The following is a 15,294-nucleotide window of genomic DNA, read 5'->3' on the forward strand; positions in this document are numbered from 1 at the left end:
AAAGGCCTGTTTCGGATCGATCGAACGCCGGCGATCGAGCGTCAGCAATCGAAAGGCAACTCGCCCTGCGTCGGCACGGCGGCGGATGCAGTACCCGTGGCGCGCTCGAGAGAGCCAATGCGTACACCGATGAGGCGGATCCTCCGATCCAGCGACACGCGCTTCAGGCATTCGCCGACAGCTCGCCGGATAGCCACGACATCTGCCACCGGTTCGGTGAGCGAGAGGTCGCGAGTGACGATCTTGAAGTCGGCGAACTTGATTTTCAGGCCTACCGTTCGGCCACGGTACCCTTTGCGCTGAAGATCCTCGGTAACCCGTTCGCAAAGGCGTGTCAACGCCGGCGTCAGGACCGCACGATCGCGCACGACATGCATGTCACGCTCGAACGTCGTTTCCCGGCTCATGGACTTTGGCTCGGAGGAAACCACGACGGCGCGATCGTCGAGGCCTCGGGCGATTCTGGCCAGCCACGCGGCGTACGTGCGCCCGAAGTGCTCCTGCAATAGTCCGAGGTCAGCCGAGGCCAACTCACCGACCGTTCCGATCCCGAGGCTCGCCAGGCGTTCACTTGCACGCGGGCCGATGCCATTCACTTTCTTTGCCGGAAGCGGCCAGATGCGCGACTCGAGGTCGTCCATCGTGAGTATGGTGAGACCATTCGGCTTATCGAGCTCCGAGCCGATTTTTGCGAGCAGCTTGTTCGGTGCGATGGCGATAGAGCAAGTGAGGCGGGTCGCTTCGTGCACGGCCGTCTTGATCCGGTTTCCAAGTTCGCTCGATTCGCCCTCGATGCCCGTGAGGTCAATGTAGATCTCGTCGATTCCCCGGTCTTCGATCTGGTCCGTGAACGTGCGCACCACGTCTTTGAACTGGCGCGAATAGCGCCGGTACGAATCAAAGTCCGTAGGCAGCAGGATGGCATCGGGCGCGAGTTGTGCGGCCTTCATCATGCCCATCGCGGAGAAAACGCCGAGGGCGCGCGCTTCGTAGGTCGAAGTCGTGACCACGCCGCGGCCCACATAGTCGCGCAGTCGCGCAAAGCGGCGCGTGCCGTCGGGCAGGACTTCTGGTGCCGCATTGCGCCCGCCGCCGATTACGACCGGTTTGCCGCGCAATTCGGGGTAGCGCAGCAGTTCGACGGATGCATAAAAAGCGTCCATGTCGAGATGCGCAATGCGGCGTGTGCGGTGGCTTGTCACGTTGCAACTACTGTGGAATTGTCCGGGCGGTCCTTGAGTGTTTGCGCCGGAACGCAGTGCCCGCACGATTGTTCATCTTTTTTCCCAGTCGAAGTTCACGGTCGGAAGCTCGGCAAGCCGCGCACTCACTGCGCCATAGTACTGTATGTTTGCACAGTATTCTACCGCATGCTTCCGGCTGTACCGCTAACTTCTTTCAGTGGGAAAAAATCCTGGTTGTGTCGCGCAAAGGGGCTTCGATGATCAATTCGCGCACGCCGCCGATTCTGAATAACGCGTAAGAACGGGATGGATTGAAGTGGAGGGGCGAAGTACGCCGGGCAGGCGTGGGTTTTTATCGTTGCGCAACGATTGGCGCTATCCGTTGGTATCCACCCAGGCACGTGCCCATGCGAGTCCTGCCTCCTGCGCAGCATCCTCGGAATTAAACAAATCCAGAACGCCTGAAGCGTTGATGAGTTTGTTGTCCCGGGTCACCGTGCCGCTCCCCGCATAGCGTTCAGGCGTGAGGATCTCCGATTGTTGCGCGATAGCGTGGCCCCACAAAACATATCCCTTGTATATTTCTCTTTCCATATCTTGTCCAAACGTCGGTGTCGCACCCAATTCACTCACCAGCCTGATTCGGACGCGGCGTTGCGAGCGGGTCAGAAATAGACAGTAATGTTTCTCACTGCTGAACGCAAAGTAATTCGGTACCAAATGTTGTATTCGTCGTCCGATGTGGCATAGTGGGAAAAACTATCTCATCAAAGGAAAAACCACGAATGGCCACACTCCAATCAATTCAGGCACGAATCGCAAAGTTGCAGGCTCAGGCAGAATCGTTGGCGACAACGAAATCGACGGCAGTACTCGAAAAGATTCGCGGTTTGATGGACAAGCATGCCGTGACGCTTGCCGAAATTGAGGCATTCGTCGGCAAGCGTCGCGGCCGCAAACCGGGAAAAGCGGTTACGGCGAAGCAGGGTTCGTCCGCTGCGAAGTATCTCGATCCCAAAACTGGCGCGACGTGGACTGGCCATGGTCGTGCTCCCGCGTGGATTGCAAAGGCAAAGGACCGAAGCAAGTTCCTGGTTGCCGATGCAGCACCGAAATCGGCTGCCGCTGTGAAAGCGCCTAAGGCGGGTAACTACGTGCGTGGACCGCAGCCGCCGAAATATCGTGACCCGAAAACCGGCGCGACGTGGTCTGGTCGTGGCACCGCACCGGCATGGCTCGCCGGCGCGAAGGACCGGTCGAAGTTCCTGATTGAAAAGGCCGAGCCTGCTGCGAAGCCGGCCAAGGCGCCGACAGCGAAGAAGGCTGCTGCAAAGACGAGCACGGCAACCAGGAAGGTATCTGCGAAGAAGGCAGCGCCGGCACGCAAGGCTGCTGCGAGGAACGGCGCAGCAGCGAAGTCACCCGTCGCGCGAAAAGTGCGAGCGCCGAAGCTCGTAGTGGCGGCGCCTGTCGAAGTTACCGCGCCTCAGGCGGCTGCTGAAGGTGCGGGCACGGCCGCCGCAGCCTAAGTGACACACCGGGCTGCAAGCATGCTTACAGCCCGGTTCAACGCTTGTTACGCGTGGCGGGGACCGCTTGAACACATGCACGGTCGCTGGCATCGATGTGGGCGGAGACAAAAAGGGCTGCCATCTAGTCATTCTGGATGGCAGTCGAGCGTTCCGGCCTCCGGATGCGAAAACTCCTCAGCAGATGCTGCAGGCGTGTCTTGAGTACGACGTTCAGGCCGTTGGAATAGACGCTCCTTGCCGGTGGGGCGTTGAAGGCGAAGGGCGGCGTGCGGAAAGGGAACTCGCGCGCCAACATATCTTTTCCTTTGCCACGCCAACTCGAAGGCGGGCAGATGAGAACTCGAGTCGCTTCTACCGGTGGATGTTCAACGGAGAGCAGATTTACGAAGTCTTCTCTTCCACCTGGCCGCTGCTGGCATCTCGCAAATTCGAAGGCGGGCGTGTCAGCTTCGAAACGTTTCCCCATGCCGTGACCTGTGCGCTCCGGGGCAAGGAGGGAACGTCCGCGAGGCAAAAGCGCTGGCAACGACCCAAAGTACTGGAAAGCGCGAAAATCGACGCCTCAGGATTGAAGTCTATCGACGACTTCGATGCCGCACTGTGTGCACTGTGCGCGAGATACCTGATCGAAGGGCAGACGTACGCGTACGGCGACACGGAAGGCGGTTATATTCATGTCCCGGTTGCGCTTGCCTTAAATAAGCGCCACCAATGAGTCTGGCGTGTACATCTTTGCACCGTGCTGCGAACTCATTTCGGAAGCAGAAGGGTCGGTTTGAGCTACATGGGCACCGTGTTCTTCTTGCTGAGCTGCAATTGTCACGAGGGCAATCACAGCAATGAACTCGAGCAACGAATTTTCTTATTTCGCTTACGGCTCCAATATGTCGGTACGACGCCTCGCTGCGAGGCTGCCGTCAGCGAAGGTGGTCACCACGGGGTTCGTAACGGGCTACAAACTCGCGTTCGACAAATTGAGCAAAAAGGACGGCTCTGGCAAATGCGATTGTGAGCACACAGGAAACGCTGGTGACAGAGTCTATGGCGTCATTTTCTCGGTGGTGCATAGCGAACGAGAGGCGCTCGACACATTCGAGGGAGCGGGGAAGGGCTACGAACCATTAAGTATTCGGGTGGAGACCGCGATTGGCGGAGTGTATGCACTGACCTACGTCGCCACGAAAAAGCAACCGGGTCTGCTGCCATACCACTGGTACAAGCATCATGTATTGGTAGGCGCAAAGGAGGCGAACCTGCCTGAAGATTATGTGCGGGCAATCGAAGCGGTTGTCTCCATCGACGACCCCGACCTGGTTCGAACTGAGGCGGAGCTTCGGACTTACTCGGCGAGTTAATTAAGCAGCGGCCGATTCGGCAAAATTCCTTTGCCGCTCACCAATCTGTCCCGACTTGCAACAACTGGCAACACGAGTGGTAACATTTGTTGTCACCCACTGCCCGAGCGACGCATGCCAGACAGTTTCGACCAGCTCGCCGCGCTGATTCGCGCGCGTTTCTCCGACTTGAGCCCGCAGTTCCAGACCGGCGCTGCCTTTCTGCTCGACCACCCCGACGAGGTGGCCGTCTCGTCCATGCGCAAGGTGGCCGAGCGCGCCAACGTGCAGCCCGCTTCGCTCGTGCGGCTTTCCCAGCAACTGGGTTTTCCGGGCTGGAACGAGCTGCGGGACCTGTTCGTCGCGCGGGTGCGAACGCGGCCTGAGCCGCTTTCCTCGCGGGCGCGCTCACTCGTGGCGGGCAGCGCCAAGGACGGTCTCGCGCGCGACCTGCTCGTGGCGCAGCAGCACAATCTGGAGGCGAGCGCTGCTCACAACACACGCTCGATGGTCGAGGCGGCGCGTGTATTGCGCCGCGCGAAACACGTGCATGTGGCGGGTTTCCGCTCGTGCTATGCGGTGGCGTTCGGGCTCGTCTACGGTTACCGCCTGTTCCGGCCTTCCGTCTCCTTGCTCGGCGGCGAGGCGGGAACACTGGAGATGCAGTTGCTCGGCATCGAGCGCGACAGCGCAACGATTGTTGTCAGCTTCGCACCGTACTCGGTCGAGGCGGTGCGCGTGGCCGAGGCCGCGCTTGCCAAAGGCAGCCGCCTGATCGCGATTACCGATAGTGCCGTCTCGCCTATTGCGCTGAACGCCGACAAGGCGCTGATCTTCACGCACGAAAGCCCGTCGTTTTTCCCTTCGCTCGTGGCGGCGACGGCGCTGGCCGAGTCGCTTGTCGCCCATCTGCTGGCACTCGAAGGCTCGGGTGCGATCGCGCAGCTCGAGCAGGTCGAGCGTACGTTGAACGCCCGCGGCGCTTACGTGCCCTGAGCGCGCCGCTCCGGCATTTCCGCACCCTTTCACACTCGCTTTTCCGCAGGAGGATGCCGTCGCAAAACGGCATCCGGCCTTGTTTTATCCGTTTGTATCGCATTTGTTGTGATTTATATTTAAATTGACAACATATGTTGTTGGGGCGTATAAAGCACACTATCCGAAGACCCATCGCGGTAGCGAAGCGAGAAAACCGATGCAGGAACTAAACACCCTCCGGGGGCCGGCCATTCGGGCGGCTGGCTCGCCCGAGGCGATCGGGCGGCAGCTCGGCGCACACGTGAAGCCTATCTTTGCCGACTATATGGCGCAAAGCAGCGCCTGGCAGGCGGTGAGCCGTTGGCGCGGCAGTGCGTTCGCGCAGCAACTGCGCGCCGCAGCCACACAGCATTTCCCGGCCTATGTCGCGGAAATCGACGCCATGGCACAGGCGCTGGACTGGTCCGCAGACGACCTGTTCCTCTGGAATTGCCGCGGCGAGCTGATCCACAACGCGCCGGACGGCTGCACGACGCTTGCAGCGCGCACGCCTGCCGCGGGCCTCATTGCGCACAACGAAGACGGCGACCCCTGGCTGCGCGGCCGCTGCAGTGTGGTCGAGGTCGAGCCGGAAGGAAAGCCCGGTTTCGTGAGCTTTTACTATCCGGGCTCGCTGCCGGGACATACCTTTGCGGCCACGCGTGCGGGGCTTGCTCAAGCGATCAACAATGTGCGCATTCGCGAGCCGCGCGTGGGTGTGCCGCGCATGATCCTCGCGCGCGCCGTGCTCGATTGCGCGACGCTGGCAGACGCGCTCGCGCTGCTGCGCGACACGCCGCGAGCGAGCGGCTTCCACCACACGATCGGCGGGACAGACGAGGCGGGCGAGGTGCGTGTGTATAGCGTCGAAGCCACCGCGCAGCGCGCTTCGGTGCACGAAGTGAGCACGCCCTCGGGCCATGCGAATCACTTGATCCACGCGGGCTGCGAGCGTGAGTCGCAGATCGTCACCGAATCGTCGCGTGATCGCCAGGTCCGTCTCGCCCAGTTGTTGCCCGCGCTTGGCACGCAGCCCGACAGCGCGGCGTTCGTGCAGGCACTGCAAGACCGCGCGGGCGCTGGCCTGCCGATTTTCCGCGACGACCCGCACGACCCGGACGACGAAAACACGCTCGCCACTGCCTGCATGCGCGTCGAACCGCGCGGCGTGGCGCTCGGCGTCTGGCAGGGCGGCGAGCGCGTGCTCGACGTCTTTATCGATTCGAACGCGCGCCATGCAGACGGCGCGACCCGTTAATCATTCACGGACTTCATCGAGGACGCATATGACCAAGGTGTTTCATCGAATGCCGAAGCAAACCCTACCCGTCGCGGTGGCGGGCGAGGGCATCGAAATCATCGATTCCACTGGCAAGCGCTACATCGACGCGAGCGGCGGCGCCGCCGTCTCGTGCCTGGGCCACAGCAACCAGCGCGTGATCGAGGCGATCAAGCGGCAAGCGCAACAACTGCCGTACGCGCACACCTCGTTCTTCACGACCGAAGCCTCGGAACAGCTGGCCGAACATCTCATTGCCGCCGCGCCCAAGGGGCTCGACCATGTGTACTTCGTGTCGGGCGGGTCGGAGGCGATCGAGGCCGCGCTCAAGCTCGCGCGCCAGTACTTCGTGGAAAGGGGAGAGCTTGCGCGCCGCCACTTCATCGCGCGCCGCCAGAGCTACCACGGCAACACACTCGGCGCGCTCGCGATCGGCGGCAATGCGTGGCGCCGCGAGCCGTTCCTGCCAATCCTGATCGAATCGCATCACGTGAGCCCGTGCTACGCGTACCGCGAACGCCACGAGGGCGAAGCCGACGAGGCCTACGCGCAGCGCCTTGCCGACGAACTCGAACAGAAGATTCTCGAGCTTGGCCCGGACACGGTCGCGGCCTTCGTTGCGGAGACCGTGGTGGGTGCAACGGCCGGCGCAGTGCCGCCCGTGCGCGAATACTTCCGCAAGATCCGCGCAGTGTGCGACCGCTACGGCGTGCTGCTGATCCTCGACGAGATCATGTCGGGCATGGGTCGCACCGGACATCTGTTCGCCTGCGAAGAAGACGGCGTCTCGCCGGATCTGCTGACGATCGCGAAGGGCCTGGGCGCGGGCTACCAGCCGATCGGCGCGACGCTCGTGAGCCAGCGGATCTACGAAACGATCGTGGGCGGCAGCGGCTACTTCCAGCACGGCCACACCTATCTTGGCCACGCCACGGCATGCGCGGCGGCGCTCGAAGTGCAGCGCGTGATCGCCGAGGAAAAGCTGCTCGACAATGTCCTCGCCCGCGGCGAGCAACTGCGCGCAGGATTGCGCGAGCGTTTTGCAGACCATCCGTATGTGGGCGACGTGCGCGGCCGCGGCCTGTTCGTGGGCGTCGAGCTGGTGAAGGACCGCGCCACGAAAGCGAGCTTCGACCCGGCGCTCAAGCTGCACGCCGCGATCAAGCGCGATGCGTTCGCGCGCGGCCTGATGGTCTACCCGATGGGCGGCACCGTGGACGGCCGCAACGGCGATCATGTGCTGCTGGCGCCGCCGTTTATTTGCACCGAACAGAACATCGACACGATCGTCGAGCGGCTTGCCGCCGCGGTCGATGGTGCGCTCGACACGACGGGTGCGGCACGCCCGGCGTAAGCTTTGCCGTCACTGATTGATGTGCAACTAACTGTCCGCCGCTCACGCCCACCGCAAGCGCTGCGACCGCAAGCGGTCGCGCGCGGCAGGCCATGACCTCCAACGGAGTCCATCGATGACGCAAAACCCGCTTTCACGGCTTCCCGCCTTCGACGCTGCACAGGCATCGCCAGAGCAGAAGGCCGTGCTGGACGAGATCCTTTCCGGTCCGCGCGGCAACCTGAACGGCCCGTTCCTCGGCTGGATCCACAGCCCGGAACTGGCGCAGCATGCGCAACGCCTGGGTGCGTTCTGCCGCTATCAGACGGGCCTCTCGCTACGCCTCTCGGAACTGGCGATTCTCGTCACGGCCGCACGCTGGCAGGCGCAGGCCGAGTGGTACATCCACTATCCCATCGCGCTGAAGGCGGGCGTGCCCGAGGCGCTGGCCGAGCAAATCCGCACGGGCGCGACACCGCAGTTCGACGAGCCCGATGACGCGCTGATCCACGCCTTCACGACCGAGCTGTACGACGCGAAGCGCGTTTCCGACGCAACGTACGCGCGCGCGGTGGAGCGCTTTGGCCACGAAACCACGATTAACCTGGTCGGGCTGCTTGGCTACTACGCGCTCGTCGCGATGACGCTCAACGTCTTCGGCATGCGCGCCGAGGGCCAGACGACACTGCCGTTCGCGGAATAAGCGCGGCCCGACCGCGCACTGCACACGCGCCGCCCCATCCGGTTTCTCGGATGGGGCTTTTTTTTGCACTGCACTGCAATTCCAGTTAAGTGACAGCCGTATTTCAGCCGCATAATTTTCGGTATCCATCGGCTAAAACATGAGGATTCACTCTCGAGCGCCAAGGTTCGCTGGCACAGCAGGGGGATTAATCGAACGGACGGTTTATTGATACAGAAAACGTTTCCACTCGTGCCACCCGGGCGTTCATTTTTTGGACGTAATCGTTAATCCAGTTGCTGGCTTGCCATATTTATTGCAGTTGCGACGCGGCATTTTCCAGTCGCGAATGCGAAATAATATGACTGTTTGAAGGGGAAGCCCTGCCCGGTAGCTTTTGCCAGACATGGCCGGCTTTCCGTGTAAATTGTGCGAAGCAGGATTGGGCGGTGTTTTGCCATGCAGCGAATAACAGGGTTTTCAGCAGGTGTTATGAAAATCGCTTGCACGCATTAATTCGAGTTGTTAGTCTTGCGAAACTCATTAATGACCGCCCCATACTCATTATCGAAAGGGCGGTAGGGAGCCGGGGGCGCTAACCCACCGGTTTTTTTCTCTGTGCGACTTTTTTAACGGGGAACATCATGCTTGATACGACCATCGACGTAGCCGAAAAGCCGCTCGCTGCCATGGCCGGAATTGGCGACGTTGTCACCCTGAAATCGGGCGGTCCGCGCATGACCGTCATGTATGCCGGTCCGGTTGGCTTTGCCAGCGGTCACTGGCTGATCTGCCAGTGGTTCGACGAGCATGGCGAACTGCGCCAGGATATGTTCGCCCAGGACATGGTGCAAATCGAACCCCGCTCGATTCCCGCGGCATTCGTCAAAATGCGCAGCCCGGCCGGCGGAAGGGCCCTCGGCGGGATTTGACGCCAGACCCAGGCTGACCTGCAGGCGCGCAAACGCGCGGCAGGCGCGCCAGACACGTACGAAATTGCGGCCGGGCCAGAGGCGCCCGGCCGTTTGCTTTATCGCTGGCCTTCGGCGGCGATACGCACGGCGAGCCCGGCCAGCACCGTGCCCATGAGCCAGCGCTGAAGCTTGAGCCAGCCCGGTCGGTCGCCGAGAAACGTTGCAATCGTTCCAGCCGTCATGGCAACGGCTGCGTTCACGCTGATCGAAAGCGCGATCTGCACGCTGCCGAGCACGATGGACTGCGCGAGTACGCTGCCGTGATGCGGGTCGATGAACTGCGGCAGCAGCGACAAATAGAGAATGGCAATTTTCGGGTTCAGCAGATTCGTGACGAAGCCCATCAGAAAGAGCTTGCGTGGGCGGTCGGCGGGCAGCTCGCGCACCTGGAACGGCGAGCGGCCACCCGGTTTGAGTGCCTGCCATGCGAGCCAGAACAGATAGAGCGCGCCGCCCAGGCGCAGGGCGTCATAGGCAAAGGGCACCGCCATCAGCAACGCGGTAATGCCGAATGCGGCGCACAGCATGTAGAACACGAAACCGAGCGCGACCCCGCCCAGCGAGATCAGGCCTGCCTTGTGGCCCTGGCAGATCGAGCGCGAGATCAGATAGATCATGTTGGGTCCGGGCGTGAGCGCCATGCCGAGTGCGACGGCGGCAAAGGCGAACAGCGGGGCGGCGTGTGGCATGACGGGGCTCCGTGTCAGGTGTGGCTGATAGGTGTCAGGGTGAATCGAGCGACGGGTACTGGCCTTTGCGCTTCAGCCTCATATCGCGTGGTCAAAACCGCGCGGCCAAAGCAGCTTGATCCCCGGTGATTATTCCATGCGAGGGCGGCGTGTGCTCGCCATGGCTTGCAACGTTGGCCGGACGGATAAGCCTCAATGCGGCGAGCGCTTTTGCTCGGCGGTGCGCGTTTCGCGTGCGTGGACTCGATCGTCGAGCCGGCGCGAGAAGAGCAGCATACCCAGCCGGCGGCTGCGGATCTTGGTCTGCCCGCCGAGATCCTTCGGCGGATTCGGCTGAAGCGCCCAGAAGAGCGCCAGCAGCCAGCCAAGCAATGTCCAGCCGAGTACGGCGTTGAAGACGGCGAGGATCAGCAGGTCGTGACGCTGGCGCCTGTCAGCGATCAGCGCGGGGAGAAAGTAGAGCGCAACCACCGCTGCGAGAACGACGATCTCGAAGACGGAACGGCTCACCATATTTCATTCTCCAGAAAAAAGGGCGGAATATATCTGACAGCTCATTGTCGCGCGGATTGGACCTAAGCGCACGCCATGCCTTGACCGAATGGCCAACACTGGTTGCAAGGGGTGTCGGCGGGCGGGGGTTCGGGTCTATCATCGGGTTTTTCATTGCTGGGAACCCACACCATGATCTCCGACCCGTCCGAGGCAACCCGCCAACTCGACCACGACGAATTGCGCGCCTTCGTAGAACGTAAATGGCATGACGAGATCGTGCCCGCGTTGACCGACTACATCGCGGTGCCCGCCAAGAGCCCGGCGTTCGACCCGCAGTGGGCGCAGCACGGCTATCTCGAGCGCGTCGTGCAGGAGGCGGCGAAGTGGGCGGAGCAGCAGCCGGTGCGTGGCCTGAAGCTGGAGATCGTGCGCCTGCCGGGTCGCACGCCGGTGATTTTCTTCGAGGCGCCCGCCACGCGCTCGGGCAGCAGCGAGACGGTCGTGCTCTACGGCCACCTCGACAAACAGCCGGAATTCGCCGGCTGGCGCAACGACCTCGGCCCCTGGACACCGAAGCTCGAAGACGGCCGCCTCTATGGCCGCGGCGGTGCTGACGACGGCTACGCGATCTACGCGAGCGTCACGGCGCTCGCCGCGCTCGACGCGCAAGGCGTGGAGCGTCCGCGCTGCGTGGGTCTTATCGAGACCTGCGAGGAGTCGGGCAGCTACGACCTGTTGCCCTATGTCGATGCGCTGCGCGATCGGCTCGGCGATGTCGGCCTCGTCGTTTGTCTCGATTCGGGCGCGGGCAACTACGATCAGCTATGGCTCACCACGTCGCTGCGCGGGCTCGTGTCGGGCGACCTCGAAGTCGAAGTGCTCGAGGAGGGCATTCACTCGGGCTCTTACGGCGGCATTGCGCCTTCCAGCTTCCGCGTGATGCGGCAACTCTTCGAGCGTCTCGAAGATGCCGCGAGCGGCACGTTGCTGCCCAAAGGCTTCCATTGCGCGATCCCTTCGCAGCGCTTGAGCGAAGCCGAGGCTACGGCGAAGATCCTGGGCGAAAGTGTCTGGAAGACCATGCCTTGGGCGTGCGGCCAGGACGGCCGGCGCGTGCTGCCTACCACCACGGACCCGCAGCAGGCGCTGCTCGATTCCACGTGGCGGCCCTCGCTTTCGGTCACGGGCGCGGCAGGTCTGCCCGCACTCGCCGACGCTGGCAACGTGCTGCGGCCGCGCACGGCGTTCAAGCTCTCGCTGCGTTTGCCTCCGCTCATCGAGGCGTCCAAGGCTGTGGCCGAACTGAAGGCGTTACTCGAACTCGATCCGCCGTATAACGCAAAGGTCACCTTCAAGCCCGACGCGGGCGCGGCCAACGGCTGGAGCGCGCCGGAACTCGCCCCGTGGCTTACCGAAGCGCTCAACGGCGCCTCTCGCACCCATTTCGGCGCGGACTGCGCGTATCTCGGCCAGGGCGGCACGATTCCGCTCATGAACGTGCTGCAAGCAGGGTTTCCCAAGTCGCAGTTCATGGTGTGCGGCGTACTCGGTCCGAAGTCCAACGCGCACGGGCCGAACGAGTTCCTGCATGTGCCTTACGCGAAGAAGCTCACGGCCACGGTGGCCGAAGTGATCGCCGCGGCACCTTGAGTCTTTAATGGCGGTGAAGAGAGGGCGCGCGGTCGGCAGGCGGTGCGCCTTCTGTAGCATGCCCGTCGCCATGGCATGAGCAGCTCTCGTCGTCCATGGGCTGCTCGAGACTCTTCATGATCCCGCACTCGGCGCTGCTGCTTTGATGAGCATGGCAGCTCTCGCGCAGCGTGCGCAATTGCTGCTCGAGTACGCGCATCGATTCGATTTGCTGATGAATGCGCTCGATCTGGCTGTCGATCAACTCGTTGACTTCGTCGCACGGCTGGCTCGGGTCGGCCTGAAAGCGACGCAACATGCGGATGTCCGAGAGCCCGATGCCCAGTGACCGGCAATGGCGGATGAAGTTGAGTTGCGCGGCGTGCACGGCCGTGTAGCTGCGGTATCCGTTGGTTTCACGCGCGGGCTCGTCCAGCAGGCCTTCGCGCTCGTAAAAGCGCACTGTTTCGACGTCGCAGTGCGCACAGCGCGCCAGTTCACCAATTCGCATGGTCGCGGCTCTCCCAAATGACTTGACCCTGTAGCGGCTACAGGCTGTTCAATGATTGTGTCACTTTTGGGAGAAACCGGCTATGAACCAGAGCTACTTGTCGCAGCCCGGCATTGCGCAGCGCCTGCGCGCGCGTGATGAGGAACGGGCTGCGGGCGGCGCTCACGGGAATGGCGGCGTGGCGGCCGTGTGCGGCGGCCACGAGCACAAGCACGACCACGGCCTGGATCAAGGGCACGACCATGATCACGGCCATGACCATGGCGAAGAGCGCAAGCACAAGCACGACCACGGCGAGGCGCATCAGCACGGCCAGGCCTGCTGCCATGACAGCGCGCCGCGACAAAGCCCCAGCCGTACAGCCCCGGTGCCCGAAGGCACGCGCCGCGCGCGCTGGCGTATCGAAAACATGGATTGCCCGACCGAGGAGCGCCTGATCCGCAACCGGCTCGAGCCGATGCCGGGTGTCGTGCGCCTCGACTTCGACCTGCTCGCGCGCGAACTGATCGTGCATCACCAACTCGACGATACGCAGCCTGTCGTCGCCGCGCTGCGCGCCCTCGACATGGCGCCGCGCGAACTCGGCGAGACCGCTTCCGCGCAAGCTGCCCCGCCTGCGTCGCTTGGCCTTGCGCTGCGTCAGAAGTTGTTGCTGGCGGTGAGCGGCGTGGCAGCCGCAGGCGCTGAGGTGCTCGCCTGGAGCACCGGCAAGGAGACCAGCCTGCTCGTACTCGCCTGCGCGGTCATCTCCATCCTCTGCGCGGGTTTGCCCACGCTGCGCAAGGGCTGGATCGCGCTGCGCAATTTCACGATCAACATCTACTTCCTGATGTCGCTTGCCTTGATCGGCGCCGTTGCGATCGGCAAATGGCCCGAAGCGGCGATGGTCGTTTTCCTGTTCGCCCTCGCGGAGGAAATCGAGGCGCTTTCGCTCGAACGCGCCCGTCAGGCCATCCGCGCGCTCACCGCGCTTGCGCCCGAAACCGCCGAGGTCTGGCAAGCCGGCGACGACGCATCCGGGCAAGGCGAATGGCGCGAGTACGCGGTGGGTGACGTGGCTGTCGGCAGCCGCATTCGCGTGCGCACCGGCCAGCGTGTGCCGCTCGACGCGCGCGTGGCCGTCGGCCGCGCCGCGCTCGATCAGGCGCCGATCACGGGCGAGAGCCTGCCGGTCGACAAGGAAACCGGCGCGGCGCTCTACGCGGGCAGTATCGTCGTCGATGGCGTGGTCGAGGCGGTCGTCACCGCGGCTGCGCAGGACAGCACGCTCGCGCGCATCGCCGCGGCAGTGCAGGAGGCGCAGGCGCAACGCGCGCCCACGCAGCGTTTCGTCGACCAGTTCGCGCGCTATTACACGCCGGCCGTGGTCGTGCTCGCCGTGGTCATCGCACTTGCCGGGCCGCTCGTGTTCGGCGGCGCCTGGAGCGCGTGGCTCTACAAGGCGCTCGTGCTGCTCGTGATTGCCTGCCCGTGCGCGCTCGTCGTCTCGACGCCGGTGACGGTCGTGAGCGGCCTCGCCGCCGCCGCGCGCCACGGCATGCTCGTGAAGGGCGGCGTGTGGCTCGAACGCGGCCGGCTGCTCAAAGCCGTCGCGCTCGACAAGACCGGCACCCTCACGCGCGGCGAGCCTGTCCTGACCGATGCGCTCGCGGCGGCGGTCCGCGTGCCGGTCACCGCAGAGGCGTCCGGCGAAGCTCAGCTTTCTACCGAAGAAGCGCTGCACATCGCTGCGAGCCTGGACGATGCGAGCACGCACCCGGTCGCGCGTGCGGTGGTCGAAGGCTGGCGGGCACGTCAGCCGGATGCGCGCCTGCTCACGGTCGATCAGTTCGCGGTGCTAAACGGTCGCGGCGTGCAGGGCCGCATCGACGGCACGCTCTGGAGCCTCGGCAATCACCGTCTGGTGGAAGAGCTTGGTTTGTGCTCGCCCGAACTCGAAGCGCAACTGGCAACGCTCGAGCAGGCCGGCAAGACGGCGATCGTGCTGTGCGCGCCGCAGGAGGCGGTTGCCGTGTTCGCCGTGGCCGACGCACTCCGTACAGAAAGCGCCCCGGCCGTGCAGGCCTTGCGTCAGCTTGGCGTGACGCCCGTCATGCTGACCGGCGACAACGCGTCGACCGCGCGTGCGATTGCCGATCAGCTCGGCATTGACGACGCGCGCGGCAATCTGCTGCCGCAGGACAAGCAGGACGCGATCGCCGCGCTCTCGCAACAGTACGGCATGGCGGCGATGGTCGGCGACGGCGTGAACGATGCGCCCGCGCTCGCGCGCGCCGACATCGGCTTTGCGATGGGCGCGGCTGGCACCGCGACTGCGCTCGAAACCGCCGACGTCGCGATCATGGACGACGATCCGCGCAAGATCGCGGCGTTCATCGGCCTTTCGCGCAAGACCGCGGCCGTGCTCACGCAGAACATCACGCTCGCGCTCGGCATCAAGGCGGTGTTTCTCGTGCTCGCGATGGCAGGCGAAGCCACGCTCTGGATGGCCGTGTTCGCCGACGTGGGCGCGAGTCTCCTCGTCGTTGCGAACGGACTGCGCGTGCGCCGGCATTTCGACGCCACGCGCAACGTGGCGAAGCCTGCCGCATCGACGGTACAACGCAACTAACTGCCGATCCCGCCCGCGCCTGCC

At 63.5% G+C, this 15,294-nt stretch carries 16 protein-coding genes; 10 read left to right on the top strand and 6 right to left on the bottom strand.

Going from position 1 to position 15,294, the window contains the following annotated elements; genetic code table 11:
- Positions 1-41: 41 nt before the first annotated feature.
- Together dinB and U5A65_RS12075 are read right to left on the bottom strand one after the other, a co-directional pair.
- Positions 42-1,202, bottom strand: a complete 1,161-nt coding sequence (gene dinB / locus U5A65_RS12070) for a DNA polymerase IV (RefSeq protein WP_321914635.1) — start codon at positions 1,200-1,202, stop codon at positions 42-44.
- A gap of 357 nt (positions 1,203-1,559) precedes the next feature.
- The gene (locus U5A65_RS12075) at positions 1,560-1,778 is read right to left on the bottom strand and encodes a hypothetical protein (RefSeq protein ID WP_321914636.1); all 219 of its coding nucleotides are present in this window, start codon (positions 1,776-1,778) and stop codon (positions 1,560-1,562) included.
- Between the two features lie 191 nt (positions 1,779-1,969).
- On the opposite strand from U5A65_RS12075, the gene U5A65_RS12080 reads away from it, so the two are divergent.
- From U5A65_RS12080 to U5A65_RS12115, 8 genes are all read left to right on the top strand, one after another.
- Positions 1,970-2,713 (top strand): H-NS family nucleoid-associated regulatory protein, encoded by a 744-nt coding sequence (locus U5A65_RS12080; RefSeq protein ID WP_321934143.1) that lies wholly within the window; start codon positions 1,970-1,972, stop codon positions 2,711-2,713.
- Between the two features lie 67 nt (positions 2,714-2,780).
- Positions 2,781-3,431, top strand: a complete 651-nt coding sequence (locus tag U5A65_RS12085; protein WP_321946377.1) for a DUF429 domain-containing protein — start codon at positions 2,781-2,783, stop codon at positions 3,429-3,431.
- Positions 3,432-3,555: 124 nt separating this feature from the next.
- Positions 3,556-4,071, top strand: a complete 516-nt coding sequence (locus U5A65_RS12090; protein WP_321946378.1) for a gamma-glutamylcyclotransferase family protein — start codon at positions 3,556-3,558, stop codon at positions 4,069-4,071.
- A gap of 114 nt (positions 4,072-4,185) precedes the next feature.
- Positions 4,186-5,046, top strand: coding sequence for a MurR/RpiR family transcriptional regulator (locus tag U5A65_RS12095; RefSeq protein WP_321946379.1), 861 nt, complete (start codon positions 4,186-4,188; stop codon positions 5,044-5,046).
- A gap of 199 nt (positions 5,047-5,245) precedes the next feature.
- A complete protein-coding gene (locus tag U5A65_RS12100) occupies positions 5,246-6,325 on the top strand; it encodes a C45 family peptidase (protein WP_321933340.1) in 1,080 nt (359 codons plus the stop codon).
- Between the two features lie 28 nt (positions 6,326-6,353).
- Positions 6,354-7,700, top strand: a complete 1,347-nt coding sequence (locus U5A65_RS12105) for an aspartate aminotransferase family protein (RefSeq protein WP_321933338.1) — start codon at positions 6,354-6,356, stop codon at positions 7,698-7,700.
- A 115-nt stretch (positions 7,701-7,815) separates the two neighbouring features.
- On the top strand, positions 7,816-8,382 hold the full coding sequence (locus tag U5A65_RS12110) for a carboxymuconolactone decarboxylase family protein (protein WP_321933336.1): 567 nt from the start codon (positions 7,816-7,818) through the stop codon (positions 8,380-8,382).
- Between the two features lie 623 nt (positions 8,383-9,005).
- A complete protein-coding gene (locus tag U5A65_RS12115) occupies positions 9,006-9,293 on the top strand; it encodes a YodC family protein (protein ID WP_321914618.1) in 288 nt (95 codons plus the stop codon).
- 98 nt (positions 9,294-9,391) lie between these two features.
- On the opposite strand, the gene U5A65_RS12120 is transcribed toward U5A65_RS12115, so the two are convergent.
- A complete protein-coding gene (locus tag U5A65_RS12120; protein WP_321914619.1) occupies positions 9,392-10,024 on the bottom strand; it encodes a LysE family translocator in 633 nt (210 codons plus the stop codon).
- 192 nt (positions 10,025-10,216) lie between these two features.
- Positions 10,217-10,537: a superinfection immunity protein gene (locus U5A65_RS12125; RefSeq protein ID WP_321914620.1), complete on the bottom strand. Its 321-nt coding sequence runs from the start codon at positions 10,535-10,537 to the stop codon at positions 10,217-10,219.
- A gap of 171 nt (positions 10,538-10,708) precedes the next feature.
- Between U5A65_RS12125 and U5A65_RS12130 the strand changes: the two genes are divergently transcribed.
- Positions 10,709-12,169, top strand: a complete 1,461-nt coding sequence (locus U5A65_RS12130; RefSeq protein ID WP_321933333.1) for a M20 family metallopeptidase — start codon at positions 10,709-10,711, stop codon at positions 12,167-12,169.
- Between the two features lie 4 nt (positions 12,170-12,173).
- On the opposite strand, the gene U5A65_RS12135 is transcribed toward U5A65_RS12130, so the two are convergent.
- Together U5A65_RS12135 and U5A65_RS12140 are read right to left on the bottom strand one after the other, a co-directional pair.
- On the bottom strand, positions 12,174-12,659 hold the full coding sequence (locus U5A65_RS12135; RefSeq protein WP_321914622.1) for a Cd(II)/Pb(II)-responsive transcriptional regulator: 486 nt from the start codon (positions 12,657-12,659) through the stop codon (positions 12,174-12,176).
- A gap of 37 nt (positions 12,660-12,696) precedes the next feature.
- Positions 12,697-12,987: a hypothetical protein gene (locus U5A65_RS12140; RefSeq protein WP_321914638.1), complete on the bottom strand. Its 291-nt coding sequence runs from the start codon at positions 12,985-12,987 to the stop codon at positions 12,697-12,699.
- An 81-nt stretch (positions 12,988-13,068) separates the two neighbouring features.
- Between U5A65_RS12140 and U5A65_RS12145 the strand changes: the two genes are divergently transcribed.
- Positions 13,069-15,270: a heavy metal translocating P-type ATPase gene (locus U5A65_RS12145; RefSeq protein WP_321946380.1), complete on the top strand. Its 2,202-nt coding sequence runs from the start codon at positions 13,069-13,071 to the stop codon at positions 15,268-15,270.
- The last annotated feature ends 24 nt before the right edge of the window (positions 15,271-15,294 follow it).

It is taken from the genome of Paraburkholderia sp. J10-1, from assembly GCF_905220165.1.
Lineage (GTDB): Bacteria > Pseudomonadota > Gammaproteobacteria > Burkholderiales > Burkholderiaceae > Paraburkholderia.